The 21492-nt window shown below is 52.0% G+C and carries 17 protein-coding genes and 2 pseudogenes; 6 read left to right on the forward strand and 13 right to left on the reverse strand.

Going from position 1 to position 21492, the window contains the following annotated elements:
• Positions 1-29: 29 nt before the first annotated feature.
• Both exbD and exbB read right to left on the reverse strand, forming a co-directional pair.
• A complete protein-coding gene (gene exbD / locus AAYN39_RS08115) occupies positions 30-455 on the reverse strand; it encodes a TonB system transport protein ExbD (RefSeq protein WP_001251476.1) in 426 nt (141 codons plus the stop codon).
• Between the two features lie 6 nt (positions 456-461).
• Positions 462-1196: a tol-pal system-associated acyl-CoA thioesterase gene (exbB, locus tag AAYN39_RS08120; protein WP_000527859.1), complete on the reverse strand. Its 735-nt coding sequence runs from the start codon at positions 1194-1196 to the stop codon at positions 462-464.
• Positions 1197-1447: 251 nt separating this feature from the next.
• Between exbB and metC the strand changes: the two genes are divergently transcribed.
• A complete protein-coding gene (metC, locus tag AAYN39_RS08125; protein ID WP_000130268.1) occupies positions 1448-2635 on the forward strand; it encodes a cystathionine beta-lyase in 1188 nt (395 codons plus the stop codon).
• A gap of 139 nt (positions 2636-2774) precedes the next feature.
• Complete coding sequence (gene yghB / locus AAYN39_RS08130) at positions 2775-3434, forward strand: DedA family general envelope maintenance protein YghB (protein ID WP_000268441.1); 660 nt, start codon at positions 2775-2777, stop codon at positions 3432-3434.
• Between the two features lie 63 nt (positions 3435-3497).
• Here the strand turns inward: yghB and AAYN39_RS08135 are convergent, their stop codons facing one another.
• Positions 3498-4397, reverse strand: coding sequence for an AraC family transcriptional regulator (locus tag AAYN39_RS08135; RefSeq protein ID WP_014341484.1), 900 nt, complete (start codon positions 4395-4397; stop codon positions 3498-3500).
• A 192-nt stretch (positions 4398-4589) separates the two neighbouring features.
• On the opposite strand from AAYN39_RS08135, the gene yqhD reads away from it, so the two are divergent.
• The 4 genes and pseudogenes from yqhD to AAYN39_RS08155 all read left to right on the forward strand — a co-directional run bounded on the left by yqhD (position 4590) and on the right by AAYN39_RS08155 (position 8837).
• Positions 4590-5753, forward strand: coding sequence for an alcohol dehydrogenase (gene yqhD, locus AAYN39_RS08140; protein WP_000787713.1), 1164 nt, complete (start codon positions 4590-4592; stop codon positions 5751-5753).
• A 105-nt stretch (positions 5754-5858) separates the two neighbouring features.
• Positions 5859-6686: pseudogene (gene dkgA / locus AAYN39_RS08145) on the forward strand (2,5-didehydrogluconate reductase DkgA).
• Between the two features lie 165 nt (positions 6687-6851).
• A pseudogene (locus tag AAYN39_RS08150) lies at positions 6852-8337 on the forward strand (DASS family sodium-coupled anion symporter).
• Between the two features lie 44 nt (positions 8338-8381).
• A complete protein-coding gene (locus AAYN39_RS08155) occupies positions 8382-8837 on the forward strand; it encodes an HIT family protein (RefSeq protein WP_000128238.1) in 456 nt (151 codons plus the stop codon).
• A 135-nt stretch (positions 8838-8972) separates the two neighbouring features.
• Here AAYN39_RS08155 and AAYN39_RS08160 read toward each other — a convergent pair whose 3' ends face one another.
• From AAYN39_RS08160 to parC, 10 genes are all read right to left on the reverse strand, one after another.
• Positions 8973-11144 (reverse strand): YgiQ family radical SAM protein, encoded by a 2172-nt coding sequence (locus AAYN39_RS08160; RefSeq protein ID WP_001274469.1) that lies wholly within the window; start codon positions 11142-11144, stop codon positions 8973-8975.
• A gap of 133 nt (positions 11145-11277) precedes the next feature.
• Complete coding sequence (locus tag AAYN39_RS08165; protein ID WP_000710520.1) at positions 11278-12699, reverse strand: DUF4459 domain-containing protein; 1422 nt, start codon at positions 12697-12699, stop codon at positions 11278-11280.
• Positions 12700-12763: 64 nt separating this feature from the next.
• Positions 12764-14188 carry a hypothetical protein gene (locus AAYN39_RS08170; protein WP_000384560.1) on the reverse strand — a complete coding sequence of 475 codons (1425 nt, stop codon included), beginning with the start codon at positions 14186-14188 and terminating at the stop codon, positions 12764-12766.
• Between the two features lie 15 nt (positions 14189-14203).
• Positions 14204-15187 (reverse strand): hypothetical protein, encoded by a 984-nt coding sequence (locus tag AAYN39_RS08175; protein ID WP_010989241.1) that lies wholly within the window; start codon positions 15185-15187, stop codon positions 14204-14206.
• Between the two features lie 54 nt (positions 15188-15241).
• On the reverse strand, positions 15242-15625 hold the full coding sequence (locus AAYN39_RS08180) for a hypothetical protein (protein ID WP_000504694.1): 384 nt from the start codon (positions 15623-15625) through the stop codon (positions 15242-15244).
• A gap of 183 nt (positions 15626-15808) precedes the next feature.
• A complete protein-coding gene (locus AAYN39_RS08185; protein ID WP_014341487.1) occupies positions 15809-16558 on the reverse strand; it encodes a hypothetical protein in 750 nt (249 codons plus the stop codon).
• A 15-nt stretch (positions 16559-16573) separates the two neighbouring features.
• Positions 16574-16720 (reverse strand): hypothetical protein, encoded by a 147-nt coding sequence (locus tag AAYN39_RS08190; protein WP_001222143.1) that lies wholly within the window; start codon positions 16718-16720, stop codon positions 16574-16576.
• A gap of 20 nt (positions 16721-16740) precedes the next feature.
• On the reverse strand, positions 16741-18153 hold the full coding sequence (gene ftsP, locus AAYN39_RS08195) for a cell division protein FtsP (RefSeq protein WP_000010658.1): 1413 nt from the start codon (positions 18151-18153) through the stop codon (positions 16741-16743).
• A 73-nt stretch (positions 18154-18226) separates the two neighbouring features.
• Positions 18227-18964 carry a 1-acylglycerol-3-phosphate O-acyltransferase gene (plsC, locus tag AAYN39_RS08200; protein ID WP_000965730.1) on the reverse strand — a complete coding sequence of 246 codons (738 nt, stop codon included), beginning with the start codon at positions 18962-18964 and terminating at the stop codon, positions 18227-18229.
• A gap of 256 nt (positions 18965-19220) precedes the next feature.
• Positions 19221-21479, reverse strand: a complete 2259-nt coding sequence (gene parC, locus AAYN39_RS08205; protein ID WP_001281905.1) for a DNA topoisomerase IV subunit A — start codon at positions 21477-21479, stop codon at positions 19221-19223.
• Between the last annotated feature and the right edge of the window lie 13 nt (positions 21480-21492).

The raw sequence follows: 21492 nt of genomic DNA on the forward strand, positions 1-21492 counted from the left end.
TTACCCGGCCTACAGCATCAGCAGAATACTTATTTCGCTTTCGCGGTCTCTTCGCCGACCAAACCAATCTTGAGATAGCCCGCCTGATGCAGCATATCCATCACTTTCATCAGGGTTTCATACTCTACGGTTTTATCCGCACGGAAGAAAATCGTAGTATCCTTTTTCCCTTCCGTCAGGGCCGTTAGCTCGGCAATCATCGTATCATCCGTCACCGGATCGTTACCGATAAACATGGTGTTATCCGCTTTCACCGACAGATAAACCGGTTTTTCCGGACGCGGCTGTGGCGTACTGGTAGAAGCGGGCAGATTCACCTTGACGTCCACCGTCGCCAGCGGCGCAGCCACCATAAAGATAATCAGCAGAACCAACATGACATCGATAAACGGCGTCACGTTGATTTCATGCATTTCGCCGTTGTCATCCAGGTTCTCGTTAAGACGCATTGCCATGACGCATTACCCTACCCGTAATTTCTGCGCGGCGCGTACCGGCTGCGCACTGGCGCTCGCATTCAGATCAAGATCGCGGCTTTGCAGCAGCAATACCTGCGCCGCCACGTCGCCCAGCGTCGCTTTGTAACTGCCTATCTGACGTGCGAAGATGTTGTAAATGACGACCGCCGGGATCGCGGCTACCAGCCCAATCGCCGTCGCCAGCAGCGCTTCCGCAATACCAGGAGCGACCACCGCCAGGTTGGTGGTCTGCGTTTGCGCAATACCGATGAAGCTATTCATAATGCCCCATACGGTGCCAAACAACCCGACGAAGGGGGAAATGGCGCCGATCGTCGCCAGATAACCGTTGCCTCGTCCCATGTAGCGGCCAACCGCTGCGACGCGACGTTCCAGACGGAAGCCGGTACGTTCTTTAATCCCTTCGTTATCTTCGCTGCCCTGAGAGAGTTCCAGTTCATTCTGCGCTTCATTGATGAGCTGTGCGCTGAGGCTTTTTGCGCTGAAACCTGCCGCAATGTCGGAAGCCTGATCTAAAGAGCGCGCATCGGCTAATTGCAGTTGTTCGCGCTTTAAGCGGCGCTTTTGCGTGAAAAATTCAACGCTTTTACTGAAGAAGATAGCCCAGGTGACGACTGACGCCAGAATCAAACCAATCATCACGCACTTCACGACAATATCGGCGTGCTGATACATGCCCCAGACGGAAAGATCCGTCTGCATCAAATTATTACCCACTCTGTATCTCCAGGACGCAAATCACAAAATCTGAGCATAATAATATCAAAACAACGTCGAATTGATAGTCGTTCTCATTACTATTTACATACTGCCGCACCTTTACTGCTTTTTCTTTGCGCTTACGCATTAAAAAAGCCACCTGTTTTTATTTTGGCAAAATTTTCATCTGTATCACACATCGCCAGGGTGCAGATGGTTATATTCATGCTAGTTTAGACATCCAGACGGTTAAAATCAGGAAACGCAACATGACGGATAAACAGTTGGATACCAAACTGGTAAACGCAGGACGCAGCAAAAAATACACGCTTGGCTCAGTGAATAGTGTGATTCAACGCGCTTCTTCACTGGTGTTTGACACCGTCGAGGCCAAAAAACACGCTACCCGCAATCGCGCCAACGGCGAATTATTTTACGGACGCCGGGGAACGCTGACTCACTTTTCGCTCCAGGAAGCCATGTGTGAACTGGAAGGCGGCGCCGGATGCGCGCTCTTCCCGTGCGGTGCGGCGGCGGTCGCCAACACCATTCTGGCATTCGTTGAACAGGGCGACCACATCCTGATGACCAACACAGCCTATGAACCCAGCCAGGATTTCTGCAGCAAAATTCTCGGCAAACTGGGCGTGACGACAAGCTGGTTCGACCCGCTCATCGGCGCTGATATCACGCAACATATTCAGCCGAACACGAAAGTCGTATTTCTGGAATCCCCCGGTTCTATTACCATGGAAGTACATGATATTCCGACCATTGTTAGTGCGGTCAGACGCGTCGCGCCAGACGCCGTCATCATGATTGATAATACCTGGGCGGCTGGCGTTCTGTTCAAAGCTCTGGAATTCGATATTGATATCTCTATCCAGGCGGGCACTAAGTATCTAATTGGTCATTCTGATGCGATGGTCGGTACTGCCGTTGCAAATGCGCGCTGCTGGGAACAATTGCGGGAAAACGCCTATCTGATGGGGCAAATGCTCGACGCCGACACGGCTTATATGACCAGCCGCGGTCTGCGCACGCTCGGCGTCCGACTGCGCCAGCATCAAGAAAGCAGCCTCAAAATCGCCGCGTGGCTGGCGAACCATTCTCAGGTCGCGCGCGTTAATCATCCGGCCCTGCCGGGTAGCAAAGGTCATGCGTTCTGGAAACGAGACTTTACAGGCAGCAGCGGCCTGTTCTCCTTTGTGCTCAATAAAAAGCTGACCGAGGCAGAATTATCAGCCTATCTGGATAACTTTTCGCTGTTCAGTATGGCCTACTCCTGGGGAGGCTACGAATCGCTGATTATTGCTAATCAGCCGGAACAGATCGCCGCGATTCGTCCCGCAGGCGGCGTAGATTTTACCGGTACGCTGGTTCGAGTGCATATTGGTTTAGAGAGTGTTGATGATTTGATCGCTGATTTAGCCGCCGGCTTCGCCAGAATTGTGTAAAGTTGCCGTGGATGGACATATATGCAGACAATTTCCGTGGAAAAGTCTGCGTTTGTTGCGTCCGGGATCAAGGCATCCCGGACGATTCAGGAGTACAATAGGCAGATAAAAGCGTAAATGCTGTTCCACAGGAAAGTTCATGGCTGTCATTCAAGATATTATCGCTGCGCTCTGGCAACATGATTTTGCCGCGCTGGCGAATCCACACGTTGTTAGCGTCGTCTACTTTGTCATGTTCGCCACGCTATTTTTAGAAAACGGTCTGCTGCCAGCGTCATTCTTACCCGGCGATAGTCTGCTGCTACTGGCAGGCGCGTTGATCGCCCAGGATGTGATGCATTTTTTGCCGACGATTGGCATTCTCACCGCCGCGGCCAGTCTCGGCTGCTGGCTAAGTTATATCCAGGGACGCTGGCTCGGTAATACGCGTACCGTCAAAGGCTGGCTAGCGCAGCTTCCGGCAAAATATCATCAGCGCGCCACCTGCATGTTTGACCGTCACGGTTTGTTAGCGTTGCTTGCCGGGCGCTTTCTGGCGTTTGTCCGCACGCTGCTGCCAACAATGGCGGGCATTTCCGGCCTGTCCAACCGCCGGTTTCAGTTTTTTAACTGGTTAAGCGGCCTGCTGTGGGTGACTGTCGTGACCAGCTTCGGCTACGCGCTCAGTATGATCCCGTTTGTTAAGCGCCATGAAGACCAGGTAATGACATTTTTAATGATCCTTCCCGTCGCGCTACTGGTCGCCGGGCTGTTAGGTACGCTGGTCGTGGTGATTAAAAAGAAATACTGTAACGCCTGACGTATCCATAATCGGCCAGGATGGCCCGGTTACGCTTCGTTGCCCCGTGGCGGGATGCCCCACTTAGCTCCCTTGCATTGTCCGCATTCTTGCCGCATCTTCGCCCGGCGTAACGCCAAAATAACGTTTAAACTCCCGGCTAAACTGCGATGCGCTCTCATAGCCGACCCGCATCGCCGCGGCGCTGGCCTTCATACCGTCGTGAATCATCATCATCCGCGCTTTATGCAGTCGGTAGCTTTTTAAATACTGCAACGGCGAGGTGCTGGTGACCGCCTTAAAATTATGGTGAAACGCCGACACGCTCATGTTCGCTTCTGCCGCCAGTTGCTCAACATTCAGGTTCTCGGTGTATTTCATTTCGATCTGTTTAAGTACGCGACTGATCAGGCTAAAGTGCGTCTGGCGACTAACCAGCGCAAGCAGCGCCCCGCCGCGCGGCCCCATCAGCACATGATAAAGAATTTCGCGAATAATCTGTTTTCCCAGAATCCGCGCATCCAGCGGGTGCTCCATCACATCCAACAATCTTTCCACCGCGCATAAAATCTCGTCCGACAGCGTGGCGGAGTTAATCCCGCTGGCCGCCATCGGCAACTGGAAACGCTCATCTTCGCCAATGTCCATGAGCAACTCTTGCAGTTGCAGCACATCAATGTCGAGCCGAATACCGGCCAGCGGTACCTCCGGCGTCGCCCAGGTCTCGCATTCAAAAGGGAGCGGCACGGTCAGTAAGAGATATTCATTAGCGTCATAACGAAACTTGCGCTTGTTAATATAGCCAATTTTATGGCCGGAAAAGAGAAATATGATGCCAGGCTGATACATGACCGGCGTGCGCGGCCCCGGTTCAACACCATACAACAGACGAATGCCCGCCAGCCGCTCGCTGATTATTTTATCATTATTTTTTAAATGATTAATTTTATCAGCCAACTGTAAGCAAATTGCTTCACGATTCATAACGCGCCATTTTTTTATCAAATCCACTCCGCTGGATTGTGCGCATTTTTAGCGATTTTCTCCAGCATTCTGGAGAAATAGGCAAAACATTGGCAGAAATGTGCATTGAGAGACATCTCTCACAAGACCACAATGATGACCATCAGGCAGACAGCCGCCTGCCCTCTTTTTACCCACATAAGGGAATGAGCAATGAAAAATTTCAAATTACATACCCCTACCCGCATTCTGTTTGGTAAAGGCGCTATCGTCGATCTCCGCGATCAGATCCCGCAGGACGCCCGCGTGCTGATTACCTATGGCGGCGGTAGCGTGAAAAAGACCGGCGTACTGGCGCAAGTTCAGGACGCGTTAAAAGGACTGGATGTTCGGGAGTTTGGCGGTATTGAACCGAACCCGTCCTATGAAACGCTGATGAAGGCCGTGCAGCTTGTGCGCGACGAAAGTATTACCTTCCTGCTGGCCGTTGGCGGCGGTTCCGTACTGGACGGCACCAAATTTATCGCCGCAGCGGCGCAGTATACGGACGGCGTCGATCCGTGGCACATTCTGGAAACCGGCGGTACTGAGATTCGTAGCGCAATCCCGATGGGGTCTGTGCTGACCCTACCGGCAACCGGCTCAGAATCGAACGCCGGCGCAGTCATTTCCCGTAAAACTACTGGCGACAAACAGGCCTTCCACTCCTCGTTCGTGCAACCGGTGTTTGCCGTACTGGACCCGGTCTACACCTATACATTGCCGCCGCGCCAGGTTGCGAACGGCGTCGTGGATGCTTTCGTCCATACCGTTGAGCAGTACGTCACTTACCCCGTTAACGGCAAAATTCAGGATCGTTTCGCCGAAGGTATTTTACTCACACTGATCGAAGAAGGTCCCAAAGCGCTGCAAGAGCCTGAAAACTATGACGTCCGCGCTAACGTGATGTGGGCCGCTACTCAGGCATTGAATGGCCTGATTGGCGCTGGTGTTCCGCAAGACTGGGCGACGCATATGCTGGGCCATGAGCTTACGGCGATGCACGGTCTCGATCATGCCCAGACGCTGGCTATCATTCTGCCTGCGCTATGGAACGAAAAACGAGACGTTAAACGCGCAAAACTCCTGCAATACGCTGAACGTGTATGGAATATCACCGACGGTTCCGACGACGAGCGTATTGATGCCGCCATTGCCGCCACCCGCCGTTTCTTCGAACAGATGGGCGTGCCTACCCACCTGTCCGATTACGGTCTGGATGGCAGCACTATTCCGGCGCTACTGGCCAAACTTGAGGCGCATGGATGCACAAATTTAGGTGAAAATCAGGATATTACGCTGGATGTCAGCCGTCGGATTTATGAAGCGGCGCGCTAAGGTTTTTTCGCCTCTGACTTTCGTTTTTGGCCATTTCGTCCAGACTTAAGTCACTTAGTCTCGCCGGACCCGACTCCGGCGAGCCAATTAAAAGAGGAACACATCATGGCTAATCCAACCATTATCAGGCTACAGGATGGCAACGTAATGCCACAACTTGGGCTGGGAGTCTGGAAAGCAAGCAATGAAGAGGTGATCGCGGCGATTCATAAAGCGCTGGAGGTGGGCTATCGATCGATTGATACCGCCACAGCATATCAGAATGAAGAAGGCGTCGGCAAAGCGCTAAAAGCAGCGAGCGTGGCGCGGGAAGAGCTGTTTATCACCACTAAGTTGTGGAATGACGATCAAAAACGTCCCCGCGAAGCCCTGCAGGAGAGTCTGAAAAAACTGCAACTTGATTATCTCGATCTCTATCTGATGCACTGGCCCGTACCGGCTATCGATCACTATGTCGACGCCTGGAAGGGCATGATCGCGCTGCAAAAAGAGGGGCTGGTAAAGAGTATCGGGGTCTGTAACTTTCAGATCCATCACCTCCAGCGTCTGATCGATGAAACCGGCGTTCCCCCTGTGATCAACCAGATCGAGCTTCACCCCTTGATGCAACAGCGCCAGCTACATGCGTAGAATGCGACGCATAAAATCCAGACCGAGTCCTGGAGCCCGCTGGCGCAGGGCGGCGAAGGCGTATTCGATCAGAAAGTGATTCGCGAACTGGCGGATAAATACGGCAAAACGCCCGCCCAGATTGTTATTCGCTGGCATCTGGACTGCGGGCTGGTAGTCATTCCGAAATCCGTCACTCCTTCCCGTATCGCGGAAAACTTTGCTGTCTGGGATTTCCGTCTCGATAAAGATGAATTAGGCGAGATCGCAAAACTGGATCAAGGAAAACGCCTCGGGCCCGATCCGGATCAGTCCGGCGGTTAAGCCGGATTTATCGCACGCCATGCCCGACGATGTCGTCGGGCTTTTTTGCATTCCGAAACATTAAGAAACAATTACGCGCATTTAACAGTATATTTCCCCCACACACAAGCGCAGAATTATTCTGATTTTGTGAATATTTATTCGCATTTATTATGAATTTACTTAATACATATAAAATATTTATGGATGTGTGATTGTGGCGGAAAAAAAATCTCAGGGCGTCAAATGGCTCCCATTCATTCTTATTCTGGTTATCGCCGCCGGACTGTGGCAGCTAACGCCCCCTTCCGGGTTAAGCGCGCCGGCCTGGCATTCCGCGATTATTTTTGTCGCGACGATCGCCTCTATCGTGGCGAAAGTGCTGCCTATTGGCGCGGTCGGTATTATCGGCATCACCGTCTTTGCGCTCGCCTATGCTGCCGGCGACAAAACGGCCAGCGGCGCGATTACCACGGCCTTGAGCGAGCTGAACAGTTCGCTGATCTGGCTTATCGTCGTCGCCTTTATGATTGCCCGTGGGTTTATCAAAACCGGGCTGGGTCGGCGTATCGCCCTACAAATGATCCGTCTGTTAGGTAAACGAACGCTGGGTCTGGCTTATGGCCTGGCGTTTGCCGATCTGATCCTCTCCCCCGCGATGCCCAGTAACACCGCGCGCTGCGGCGGCGTGATTTACCCGATCGCCGACTCGCTGGCGCGCAGCTTTGATTCACATCCGGAAGATGAGTCTCGCAGCAAAATCGGCACCTTTCTGATCACCTGTATTGGCAATGTTAACGACGTCACCGCCGCACTGTTTATGACCGGTTATACGGGTAACCTGCTGGCGGTAAAACTGGCGGCGAACGCCGGCGTTACGTTGAGCTGGGGAAGCTGGTTTATTGCCGCGCTCTTGCCTTGCCTGGTCTCTTTTCTTATCGTCCCGCTGCTGGTCTACTGGCTGACGCGTCCGGAAATTAAACATACGCCGGATGCGCCGGATCTGGCGCGCAAAGAGCTGGCGCAAATGGGCAGTATGGCGCGCGGCGAGTGGCTCATGCTGGCGACCGTCGGTGTGTTGCTGGTGCTATGGATTTTTGGCAGCTCGCTCGGCGTGGATGCCACGACGGCCTCTTTTGTCGGTCTCTCTATTTTATTACTGAGCGGCGTGCTCACCTGGGAAGACGTTAAAAGCGAAAAAGGCGCCTGGGATACGTTGATTTGGTTTGCCGCGCTGCTGATGATGGCTAACCAGTTGAAAAAACTAGGATTCACCAGTTGGTTTGGCAACCTGATTGGCGACAGCATCGGCAGTACGATGCATGGAACCAGTTGGATAATCATCCTGCTGCTGCTTAACGCAGCCTATTTTTATACCCACTATTTTTTCGCCAGCGGCAACGCGCAAATCGCCGCGCTGTATGCGGTGTTTCTGGGTGTCGGCCTGCATCTGAATATACCGGCGGCGCCGATGGCGCTCATGCTGGCGTTTACCAGCAGCCTGTACTGCTCTCTTACACAGTATACCCACGCACGCGGCCCCATTCTTTTTGGCGCCGGCTATGTACCGACGGGCATCTGGTGGCGAACGGGATTTATTATCAGCCTCTTTAACCAGGCGGTCTTTTTGACAGTCGGCCTCGCATGGTGGAAAGTGTTAGGGTTGTATTAAACGCTTAACGCATCGATAACCCCCTCGGTTAACGGAGAAATGGAATGACCTGCATTTTCTGTCAAATAGTTGAAGGTAAAGCACCTTGTCATAAAGTTTGGGAAGATGAGCATCACCTGGCTTTTTTGTCGATTTTTCCGAATACCGATGGGTTTACCGTAGTGATCCCGAAAAAACATTACCCCAGCTACGCGTTCGATCTACCGCCGCAGGCGTTAGCGGACCTGATGCTGGCGACCCAAAAAGTGGCGAAGAAACTGGATAAGGCTTTCCCGGATGTCAGTCGTACGGGAATGTTCTTCGAAGGTTTCGGCGTAGACCATGTGCATAGTAAATTAAGCCCCATGCACGGTACTGGCGATTTAGCCCACTGGAAACCGATTGAATCGCGGCAGAATAAATTTTTCGAACAGTATGAAGGATACCTGTCGTCACACGATCATGAACGGGCAGATGATGAGAAACTGGCCGCGCTGGCGGCCAGAATTCGTGAGGCATAAATACGGAGCACTTCTGCCGGATGGTGTTCGGCCTGGGTCGATCTGTGGGCCTGATAAACGCAGCGCCATCAGGCAAAATAATTGCTGGATCGCGGCTTCGCCTTATCCAGCCTGACAGGATACCTGTAAAACCGTTTAACGCCCCGCGCCTTTCCCGCGCTTCTTATTAGCAGCAAGCCCCTGCCGCTGATGTTCCACCGGCGTATGCTTGGTCAACGCCGGGCGGGTATTGCGGTTCTGGCGACGCGCTTCGCGCATCTCTTCAATGGTCGGCGCAGGCACCAGACACTCACGGCGACCGCCAATCAGGTGCTTTTTGCCCATCGCTTCCAGCGCCTGGCGAATCAGCGGCCAGTTCGCCGGATCGTGATAACGCAGCAGCGCCTTATGCAGGCGACGTTGCCTGTCTCCCTTCGGCACCACCACATCTTCACTCTTATAACCAATTTTACCCAGCGGGTTTTTGCCGGTGTAATACATGGTGGTCGAATTTGCCAACGGCGACGGGTAGAAGTTCTGCACCTGATCCAGACGGAAGCGGTGGCGCTTGAGCCACAGCGCCAGATTCACCATATCCTCGTCCCGCGTGCCCGGATGCGCGGAGATAAAATATGGGATCAGATACTGCTCTTTTCCGGCCTGTTTAGAGTAAAGGTCAAATAACTCTTTAAAGCGATCGTAGCTGCCCATACCCGGCTTCATCATTTTCGACAGCGGACCTTCTTCAGTATGCTCCGGCGCAATCTTCAGATAGCCGCCCACATGATGGCTTGCCAGCTCTTTAATGTAGCGAGGATCTTCTACAGCGATGTCGTAGCGCACGCCGGAGGCAATTAAGATTTTCTTAATGCCTTTCAGCTCACGGGCGCGGCGATAAAGATTGATCGTCGGCGTATGGTCAGTATCCATATGCGGACAGATATCCGGATAGACGCATGACAGGCGACGACAGGTCTGCTCCGCACGCGGCGACTTACAGCGCAGCATATACATGTTCGCGGTAGGACCGCCCAGATCGGAGATCACGCCGGTAAACCCCGGCACCGTGTCGCGGATCGCTTCGATCTCGTTGATAATAGAGTCTTCCGAGCGGCTCTGAATGATGCGCCCTTCATGTTCAGTGATCGAGCAGAAAGAGCAGCCGCCAAAGCAGCCGCGCATGATATTGATCGAAAAGCGGATCATCTCATAGGCCGGAATACGGGCATTGCCGTAAGCCGGGTGCGGCACACGCTGATACGGCAGCGCAAACACGCTATCCATCTCTTCAGTGGAGAGCGGTATGGCGGGCGGGTTGATCCAGACATAGCGGTCGCCGTGTTTTTGCATCAACGCCCGCGCGCAGCCAGGGTTAGTTTCGTGATGCAGAATACGCGACGCATGGGCGTACAGCACCTTGTCGCCTTTCACCTTTTCAAAGGATGGCAACAGGATATAGGTTTTTTCCCACGGCTTCGGACGCGGCGGCTGCACGGTAATCGCCTTAGCTTCTTGCTTTTTCGGCGCGACCGGCTTGTTATCCGCGCACGGCAGATCCTCGCCATAGGGATGGGGAATTGGATCGATTTTACCCGGCGTGTCCAGACGAGTGGAGTCGACGCCGCTCCAGCCTGGCAGCGCTTCTTTAACCATAATCGCAGTGTTACGCACGTCGCGAATCTGATCGATGGTTTCGCCCATTGCCAGACGGTGCGCCACTTCCACCAGCGGACGCTCACCGTTGCCAAACATCAGCATGTCGGCTTTGGAATCGACTAACACTGAACGACGCACAGTATCAGACCAGTAGTCGTAATGCGCGGTACGGCGCAGACTGGCCTCAATGCCGCCAAGGATCACCGGGACATCTTTCCACGCTTCTTTGCAACGCTGGGTATAGACCAGCGTGGCGCGGTCCGGGCGTTTGCCCGCGACGTTATCCGGGGTGTAGGCGTCATCGTGGCGCAGCTTACGGTCAGCGGTGTAACGGTTGATCATCGAGTCCATGTTGCCAGCGGTGACGCCGAAGAACAGGTTCGGTTTACCCAGACGCATAAAGTCGTCTTTGCTGTTCCAGTCCGGCTGGGCGATGATCCCCACGCGGAAGCCCTGCGCTTCCAGCATACGGCCGCAAATCGCCATGCCGAAGCTCGGATGATCGACATACGCGTCGCCCGTCACCAGAATGATGTCGCAGCTATCCCAGCCAAGTTGATCCATCTCTTCACGTGACATCGGCAAAAACGGCGCCGGCCCAAAACAGGCGGCCCAGTACTGCGGCCAGGAGAAAAGGTCGCGATCCGGTTGGATCAGGGAGATAGCGCTCATATTGCTTCCAAAAAATTGGCAAAAAAATAATCAAAGGTCGGGGATTATAAGCTGGAATGGAAGAGAAATCGAATTGATTGGTGAGGCTGCACTCTGTAGCGGGGCCGATTGCCTGCCCCGTCGGTTATCGTACTTATGGACGAGCAGGCATATCTGCTACTTTGATAATAGGATTTTGTTCTTCGAGCAAATTCAACAGTACCGGCGTGACATGATACATGGATTCTGCAATCATGACTTTCCCTCGCAGGGTGATTTTCTTCCCTATAAACCGTTGATAATAATTGTATTTTTCAGGCGGAAGAATGAGCTGGACATAGCGATCCCAGTCAGGTTGGTCCATCATGGCCCCTGCCACACACTGAAGGTTTATTGTTTTTAATTCGAGATCTTTATCCGAGTGTTGGCCTTGATTATCTTCAATGACGTGCTCGCGTTTGACCATCATACCTTCCAGTTCAATCGTGTCACCCTCTTTGTTGCAGGAAGAATCAAAGTTCACATAAGCGAGAACATATTTCCCTTTCTTTTCATCAAACTCAAAAGTGGAATTGTAATAAATACCTAAAGGTTCGCTGTATAAAAAGGAGTAGCGCTTATAGCTCTCGATATCGCGTTGACAGTTTCCGCCGCCATTGATCATTAAGTCTCTGTATTTTTGCCATACTTTTTCTAAATTGATTGGCTGATCTGCACCAGTCGTAAGGTATTCTGCCGTATTGTCCATGACATATTTGATATTATTCGCTTTCAGCGCCTCACAAAAATCGGTTGTGTTCTGAATATACAGCGCCTTTTTACGCTGTGACTCAGGAGAAAGCAGCTCTTTGAGGAGTTTGATATTACGATGCTCTGTCTCGGTAATGAGGTAATCAACGTTCGCATAGCGTGGGCGATACCACGGCTGCTGTCGGAAGTACCGATCCATCTCACCGCCCGGTCTGAAAATATAACCGTGACGAGCATAAATCTCATTAAGCATAATTTTAAGATCGGCTATCGAGGTTGCGCTGGTTTGCACGCTTCTTACCTGAAGCCAGGTCCGCGAGGCTTCAGGAAATCGGCCTTCCAGCGTGATGTGCTCTATCTGCGGTGCAAAAGCAAGATAGCTGCCGTAATCCAACAGAGTTCCCTTCGTCCCCATGGGAATGAGTCCTTTCCTTTTAGGCGTCACGAGAAAATCGATACAGCGCGTATGCTCACTTCCAGTAATCACCGAATGGTCATTCTCTTGTTCAAAAAACTGGATGTCACACCACGGCGCGCCACTCATCATAGAAAAATCGTCAGGAACAACGCGCTGCCATTTTCGAACGTCGGGCAACTCAGCGTAAAACCTGAGCCACTCATCTGCAGTGGCGGTATAATCATCGTTTTCGCTGCCATAAAAGGGTTCGCGACTGTCACCGAAAAAGATAAAGTCATTAAGCGTGTAGTCTGTGACCTTGCCCTGAAAATAGATTTTTTTATTTTCGATCTCAGGGCGGAATTTTAGTTCCGCATTAGCTGAGAAGATAAACAGGCACATAAATATAAATAAAAAACATTTTTTCATTATTTACCACTCCCTGTATCTCTCTTAACAATCAATGTAATTTTAATTATCAGAGCACGGCATATCAGTCTAAATCGGCGCACTGCTGTGCTAATTTTATACGCACATTGGTACGCCGCGTATCTTCTGGTGGATACACCTTATCGATCATTGCGTTAAGCTTGTTACAGTCCAACCAGGCCATCCGGTAGGCAGTCATCAGGCTATGCCTTTCATCCTGGTAATCAAGGCTGGCTACAATAAGGGCTTCCGACAACGCCGTATGTTGCTGTTGCATACTTTGCAGTATCCCCGCCAGAATATCCGGCGGCAGCGCGTCCTCTTTCGAGGCTGTATGCAATGTGCGTGAAATCAGGAAATTCCAGCCGTCCGTCAACTTATCCTGAGGGATGTGCTGCCAGTTCAGCATCTGCCCTTTCACCAACGCACGCAGCGTCTCGCCATCCGCATCAATAAACAGCGACGCCAGCAGATTTTTATTCGGATAGACCGACTGCCCCAGCACCTGCGGCGTCAGTTTTATCTGGGCAAGCAGCGCTTTAGTTTGCCCCTGCAACAAGAAATAATATGCGCGATACAGCGGATTTTGCGCTTCACGCCGCTGCCAGAAAAAGGCCAGTGTCTCTTTATCCTGAAGCTGTATCGCCCCCGAATAGGCTTCATCGGTGAGGAGATCGGGCATGACCCGTAGCAGAATGTCGGCCATCTCAAAAAAAGTCTGGCGAAATCCCTCAGGTTTAAAACGGGGCGTGGGGAGATACTCCAACGGATTTTGCCGCCGTACGATGGTGCGATTTGCCTGCGCCTGCGGGGAGTCGCCCATGAGCTGCTCGCTAAAAATACGCACCGCAGTGATATTGCCACTCTCAAAAGCAGCAAAAAATGGCGCATTGACGAAATAGCCATCTTCCCGCGAGAACCTAAAAGGCGATGCCACACGTGCAGTCAGATCGCGCAAGTTTTTTTCTGATATGCCTGGCGCTTTTACCGCCTGAACCAGTGTCTGTTCCAACGTACTGTTATCATGAATGCTCTCTAACTGACGCAGGTCGCCTGCCTGAACCTGCCTGAGCAACTGCGCAATATTTTGCTGTTGCCATTGATAGCTAATAGCACGCCACAGCTCCGGCATCACCGGGCACAGCATCCCAATGAACACAATATGGCACAGTAGCCATGCGGGCCACGGCTTGCGCAGCCAGGTTCCCAGCAGCAGCGCGGGCAGCAAGCCCGCCCAACTCAGAATCGGCAACAGGAGCATCAACATCCATACCGTGCCTGTTTGACTCAACAACTGGGTGTACTGCAACGTGGGTAACAGCAATACCACGAATGCCCACTGTGGTAGTAATACCCACAGCAAAATCTGTCGGCTGCGTTTTTTGGAAAACATCAGGATCAGCAGTGATGCCACCGCAGCGGCATACCCCCACGGTAGAACACAAAACATCAGCAGTTCAGAGCCAAGCCATCGATTAATATAATCCATTTACTATTCCTTTAGTCACTTCGCGACTGGACACAGCGCATTCAGCCTTTGTCGCGTATCGTGTAGTACTTGTTCGCTCCCCACTACTAAAGCATTCAACACCTCACGCAATTGCTCACAGGAAAGCCCAGCCTGTAAAAAAGCGGCAGGAAACGTCGGTGTCCAGGGAAGATAGTGGGCGATTTGCTCGTTGGATAACGCTTTCTGCGCTTGCATCGCCTTAATGATCTGTATCAGCAATGCGTTCTCTAATGCTCCACCACGCAGTCGTAATATGGCCTGATGCAGAGGCTCATTATTTCCGTCTTCCATTGCTCGTTTCCAGTCCACTACGTTTGCATCAATAAGCGACTGAATCATTACCAGATCGCCATTGCTCAGTATGAAAGTGAGTAGGTTTTCACGATCCCACCTCTCAATCGGCGGTGTGATCAATATTTCTGGATTATGGGTTACCTCGCTTATTAGCGATTCCGTTTTGGCTAACAACACCATCGCTTCGAGCCTGCGCAGAGGAATAGTGGGAGGGTGTTTCTGCCAAAAATAAGCAACCAACTCAGTGTTACGTTGGATAATGGGATAAATATAGACAGTATCATTCAACAGTTCTGGCATAATATTCAGCAATAGCTGACTAATTTCTAGTCTGTACTGCTCGCGATACTGTGATATATAGTTAGATTTATAAAGCGTCAGCAGTGGATTTTCTTTACGAGCAACAATATTGCGATTCTCTCTGGCGGAAGATGTCTCGCCCACCAGTTGCTGGCTAAAAAAGCGTACTATCGGTACGTTATGTTGGCGAAGAGCGGTAGCAAATGGCGTATAAAGAAATTCGGCGTTCGGGATCGCCGCTTCAGGGCAAGATTCTGCCGCTGTCAAAAATGGCGAAATACCTCGTATTTTAGCCAGATAACGCAATAAATTTTCCGGTGTATCGCGGTGTTCTGCAGCCAGCGTCAAAACACTTGCCAATTGATAACAAGATGCATCCTGCAAAACCTGAACATCCCCCTTCGCGCGCTCAAACAGTCGGGTAATTTTATAGTTATCTCAGTCTTCACCAATGTGGTGCCATAATCGCGGGCCGTCCATCACATAAACGAAAACGAACAAAAAAATAGTATGGGACACGATAGTTCCCAGTATAAAAAATGGAGACTCTCGACTAGAAAAAATAGCAATTATTATCGAGGGCAGCAATCCTGATATCAATAAATATACGATATAAATATCTTTTGAATCAATCCAGAATAATCCTCCCCACACTACACAGACAACGCTCACCTGCGGAAGAACAACACGCAAGAAAACCCGCCGATAGCGCAAAGAATCAAATGCGCCGACAATTAACCTCAATAATACAACGCCATAAATACCCCACGCGCTCATCAATATTACTGAATCCCACATCATCCACGCAAATGATTCACCCATAAAGTATCCTTACTTTCCATGCTCATTACTGAGTTCAAATTCCTCGTTCCTATTTTCCGATAACACAGCGAGCTAAACGCACTAATAACTATAGTAAATACAATGATTGTATATATTGCCCGGCACGGAGGATATTATCATCAACAACAAACTCCATCCGTTTCCCAAATTCATTATTGCCCGCTATTTTTTCTGATGATAAAACACATCAAATTCAAACTGCCATGAGAAAGGTTCCGGTTTGTTGCTATTATCAAAGGCAACGGCTTGTGCATACAGTTCGTCCGTCAATAATTCCGGCACGACGCTAATCAAACTGGTACAAATATCTCGCGCCAAAAGTTGTTGTTGCAGAAAAGTTTGTTCATCAGCCGTACTATCATTAAAAACACGATTCAGTAGGTCCAATAATGGATTGTTTTGTAAGAGCTGATGCCGATATTGCTTTGCCTGTACAGAATCGCCAATAAACCAGGAGGCAAACGTCCCAACAGCAGAACGATTAAGCCGGTCGATGGCCAAAACCAACCAAATTTTTTCAGTTCCGCCCGCAATATCAAAAGGGGAAATGCGTTTTGCGAGATGCTCAATCCGCCTATTCGTCCCCCAATCCCCTGCGTTTTGCGGCTGCATGGCTTGCGACATCAAATGATTTAAAAAAACGCGGTCATCAGTCGTATCGATTTTTCGTAACAGCGTTTCTTCCGCCACCTGCTGTGCCTGATAGGCATCGCGCCGATGATGCCTATCGAGAATATCCCCCATGTGCGCCAACAACAGCAGCAATACGACCACATAGCACCCGGCCCAAAGGTGGTGTGGTTGGCGTAATCGGTGGCTAAACAGTAGCGCCAACAATAAACTAAGCCCCAGCATCCACCCTGCACTAATCGGAAAGAAAAGCGTTTCATCATCCGCAGCAAACCATAGCAAAAGAACCAGCGCAATCTATGGCAAAGCAATCCACAGCAACACGCGACGAGGCGTTTGGAACAAAAAAGCCAGGCAAATAACAACGAAGAGCAGAATAAGATAGCCGCCTGTAGTAAACATCCAGAACGTCAGTAGCCGCCATCCCTCTTCATTGATTCTCATCGAATATCCCTGGTTCGCCTTTACGACGCCGGATTCACCAGCATTTGCCCAATCGAGCCGCGATCAGCCATTTCCAGCGTCTGGCTGTTGAAATAGAACGGGAAGTGCGGCCAGGACGGCTGACCGTAGTAGACCAGCAATTCGACTTGCCCATCCACCCAGACGGTATCTTTCCAGCCTCTATCTTCCGGGAACGGCATAGCGCCGTTGACGTTACGAATCAGGAAAGAGACGCCCTCAATATGGAACGACTGCGGCATATCGGCGCGTACCGTCCAGCGCTCCCAGGTGCCTTGTTGGGCGGTAATATCAATGCGATTCACATCCCACAGTTGGCCGTTAATCCCCGGATCGTCGCCAAGACTGATGTCCCGACTGCGGACAGGCGCGCCGCTCATGATCTCCGTCGGCAACAGACGCATCGGCAGATTATCGGTCACCAGCGGCAGCAATCCGGTTGGCCGTAACGTCAGCACCAGGGTCGAAACCAGAATACTGGAAGGCTCAAAGAAACCGCGAATCCGATCGACTATGCTGGCCGCTTCCCCGCAGGTGATCGAGACTTCGTCGCCGTTGGTCATATCAACCAGGATTTCACGTCGCTCGCCGGGCGCCAGTGACAACTGTTTGACGGAAACCGGCGCAGGTAAAAAGCCCTGATCGCCTGAAATCACATGCAGCGCCCGGCCATCGCTCATCTGAAGCTGATAGCGCCGCGAGTTCGAGGCGTTCAACAACCGTAACCGCACCCAGCCGCGGGACACTTCGACATAGGGGCTTTGCGCGCCGTTCACCAGCAGCGTATCGCCGACAAAACCACCGCTGCCCGGTTCGCTGTACTCCGGCGTCCCAAAGTTATCCAGCCGTTTATCCTGGATAATAACGGGAAAATCATCCACGCCGTAATGGTTCGGAATGGGCAGCGTTTTACTGATGTCATCTTCGACCAGCCACATTCCGGCCAGGCCGTTATACACCTGCTGCGCAGTGCGGTTAGGCGTGTTAGCGTGATACCACAGCGTCGCGGCGCTCTGACGAATCGGCAACACCGGCGCCCAGTCCGCGTTCGGCGACATCATACGCGCCGGGCCACCCATCAGCGGCCCCGGCACCAGTAAACCAGCAACCGTCATGGAGACATTTTCCGCCAGGCGGTTGCTATAGATGAGTTTAACGTCATCGCCTTTCCAGACGCGGATTGTCGGCCCCAGATAACGACCGTTCACTCCCCAGACCGGCGCGCGCGTGCCTTGCGTAAAGGACCAGTGCGCTCGCTGTAGCGTCATAAACAACGGCTGCCCGCGACGGGACTCCAGCAACGGCGGAACAGGCAACGGCTGTTGCTGACCGGCAGCATTCGCCCTGAGGGGAATCGCGCCTGCACATAGTGCGATTCCCGATGCCTGAAGAAACTGACGCCGACTGAATGACATATAAGCTCCATGTAAAACAGGCTAAAGAGTTGTGCCTGAAAAAATGATTTCTACAATAACAGAGTAAGGCTGCTTAAACCTTACCGGTCGCTTCACGTTCCGCAACCTCTTTATCAAGTTCCGCGATTTTTTGCTCCATTAACGCACGGCAGTGGGCCGCCAGCTCACGAACCTGATCTTTACCATATTCGCTGACGTCGACTGGCGGCAGCATTTCCACAATAACCAGTCCGTTGTTCAGGCGGTTTAGATTGACTTTGTTAGAGGTGTTGGAAACGCAGACAGGAATGATCGGCACACCAGCCGCGATAGCCGCATGAAACGCGCCGGTTTTAAACGGCAGCAGACCGCGTCCCCGGCTACGCGTACCTTCAGGGAACATCCAGATAGAAATACGGCGCTTTTTAAAATGGTTAACTACTGCCGCAATGGTGCTATGCGCTTTGGCGCGGTTATTACGGTCAATCAACAGATTACCGGTCAGCCAGTACAGTTGCCCAAAAAACGGGATCCAAAGCAGGCTTTTTTTCCCCACCGTCACCGTTGGCGGCTGCACAATATTCGCCGCCGTGACCATATCATAATTATTCTGATGGTTAGCAATATAGATAGCATTGCCATAGTTTTCCGCATCGGCGGGTTTGCGGCACTCCACTTTCAGGCCAAACAGCGGGGCCAGACGACCGAACATATGTCCAAACGTCGCCACGTGTTTTGGGTTACGTGGGCTGAAAAGGCAGTAAATAGAACCGAAAACACAGACCAGAATGGAGTAAATAACGGTAACAATAAGACGAAAAATATATAGCATAACAACCTCTGAAGGCCTAAGAGCCCGGCATTCTACGTCACCTGAAATTCAGGTTAGGATTTTGGTAAGTGTGGCTCTCTGGAAAAACGTATTGTTAATCGCAATGCACGAATAAACAACGGTTTTACGGGAAATTTTAATGTTAATCCGATCTGAAACCGTAGGCCGGATAAGACGCTACTGCGTCGTCATCCGGCAACGGCAGAGCGCCGGATGGCGGCTTAGATGCCTTGTCCGGCCTACGGGCGCCCCTGTCTTACTCTTCGCTGTCGCCATGACTTACGCGATGCGGCGAATCAATCTCAATGCGATCGATACGCTGCAGGCCGCGCATTAATGTGCCACGGCGTCCGCGTTCACCGACCACCTTTTGTAACTCTTCAGGGCGCAGTTTGATTTTGCGCTTCCCGACATGGATAGTCAGAGTGCTTTGTGGCGGCAGCACGTACAGGTGCGCCAGTCCATCATCGCCTTTCGCCGCTTCCGCAGAGGGGATATTAATGATCTTATTGCCTTTGCCTTTCGACAGCTGCGGCAGAGAGTCTACCGGGAACATCAACATCCGTCCGGCCTGGGTAATCGCCAGCAGCATATCGTGCTCGTCTTTAATCACCAGCGGCGGCATGACGTGCGCATTTTCCGGCAGTGTAATCAACGTCTTACCGGCACGGTTACGGGCAACCAGATCGTTAAACGTACAAACGAAGCCGTAGCCCGCATCCGACGCCATCAGCAGTTTCTGGTCATCGCCTTCCATCAGCATATGCTCTACGGTCGCCCCCGGCGGCAGCGTGAGTTTGCCGGTCAGCGGCTCGCCCTGCCCACGCGCCGAGGGAAGCGTAATGGGATCAATAGCATAGCTGCGCCCGGTGGTATCAATAAACACCACCGGTTGATTGCTCTTACCTTTCACCGCGGCTTTAAAGCTGTCGCCCGCTTTATAGTTAAGCCCCGGCGCATCAATATCATGACCTTTGGCGCTGCGCACCCAGCCCATCTGCGACAGCACGATAGTCACCGGTTCGGACGGCAGCATATCGTGTTCGCTCATCGCTTTAGCTTCTTCGCGCTCACGCAGCGGAGAACGGCGATCGTCGCCATAGGCATCGGAATCTGCCTGTAGCTCTTTTTTCAGCAAGGTATTCATTTTGCGTTCGGACGCGAGAATGCCCTGCAACTGGTCACGCTCTTTTTCCAGCTCGTCCTGCTCACCGCGAATTTTCATCTCTTCCAGTTTGGCGAGATGACGCAGTTTCAGTTCGAGAATCGCTTCCGCCTGGGTTTCGCTGATGCCGAAACGCGACATCAGCGCGGGTTTCGGCTCATCCTCGTTACGGATAATCTCGATCACTTCATCGATGTTGAGAAACGCCACCAGCAAACCTTCGAGGATATGCAGGCGCTTAAGCACTTTCTCCAGACGATAGTTCAGACGACGGCGCACCGTGTCGCGGCGGAACGCCAGCCACTCGGTGAGGATCTCCAGCAGGTTTTTCACCGCCGGACGACCATCCAGACCGATCATGTTCAGGTTAATACGGTAGCTTTTTTCCAGATCGGTGGTGGCGAACAGATGGTTCATCACCTGTTCCATATCCACACGGTTGGAGCGTGGCACAATCACTAAACGCGTCGGGTTTTCGTGATCCGATTCATCGCGCAGGTCGTCCACCATCGGCAGTTTTTTATTGCGCATCTGCGCAGCAATCTGCTCCAGCACTTTTGCGCCAGATACCTGATGCGGCAACGCGGTGATCACCACGGCGCCGTCTTCTTTGGTCCATACCGCGCGCATACGCACGGAGCCACGCCCATTTTCGTAAATTTTACGAATTTCCGCACGAGGGATAATGATCTCCGCTTCGGTCGGGTAATCCGGCCCCTGGACGATATCCAGCAACTGATCCAGCGTCGTTTTCGGCTGCTCAATCAGCGTAATCGCCGCTTTCGCGACTTCGCGCAGGTTATGCGGCGGAATATCTGTTGCCATGCCCACCGCAATACCGGTGGTGCCGTTCAGCAGGATGTTCGGCAGACGCGCCGGTAACATTTTCGGTTCCTGCATGGTGCCGTCGAAGTTTGGCACCCAGTCCGCAGTCCCCTGACCGAGTTCGCTTAACAGCAGCTCGGCGTATTTGGACAGGCGGGATTCGGTATAACGCATCGCCGCGAATGACTTCGGATCATCCGGCGCGCCCCAATTCCCCTGGCCATCGACCAGCGGGTAACGGTAAGAGAACGGCTGCGCCATCAGCACCATGGCTTCATAGCAGGCGCTGTCGCCATGCGGGTGATACTTACCCAGTACGTCGCCAACGGTACGGGCGGATTTTTTAAATTTAGCGGTGGCGTTCAGCCCCAGCTCTGACATCGCATAGACGATGCGGCGCTGTACCGGCTTCAGGCCGTCGCCAATAAACGGCAACGCACGATCCATGATCACGTACATGGAGTAGTTTAAGTAGGCGTTTTCCGTAAATTCATGTAGCGCAAGGCGCTCTGCCATATCGCTCATTAACAGGGGATCC

Origin of the sequence: Salmonella sp. K21076, from assembly GCF_039650795.1 — a bacterium.
GTDB lineage: Bacteria > Pseudomonadota > Gammaproteobacteria > Enterobacterales > Enterobacteriaceae > Salmonella > Salmonella enterica.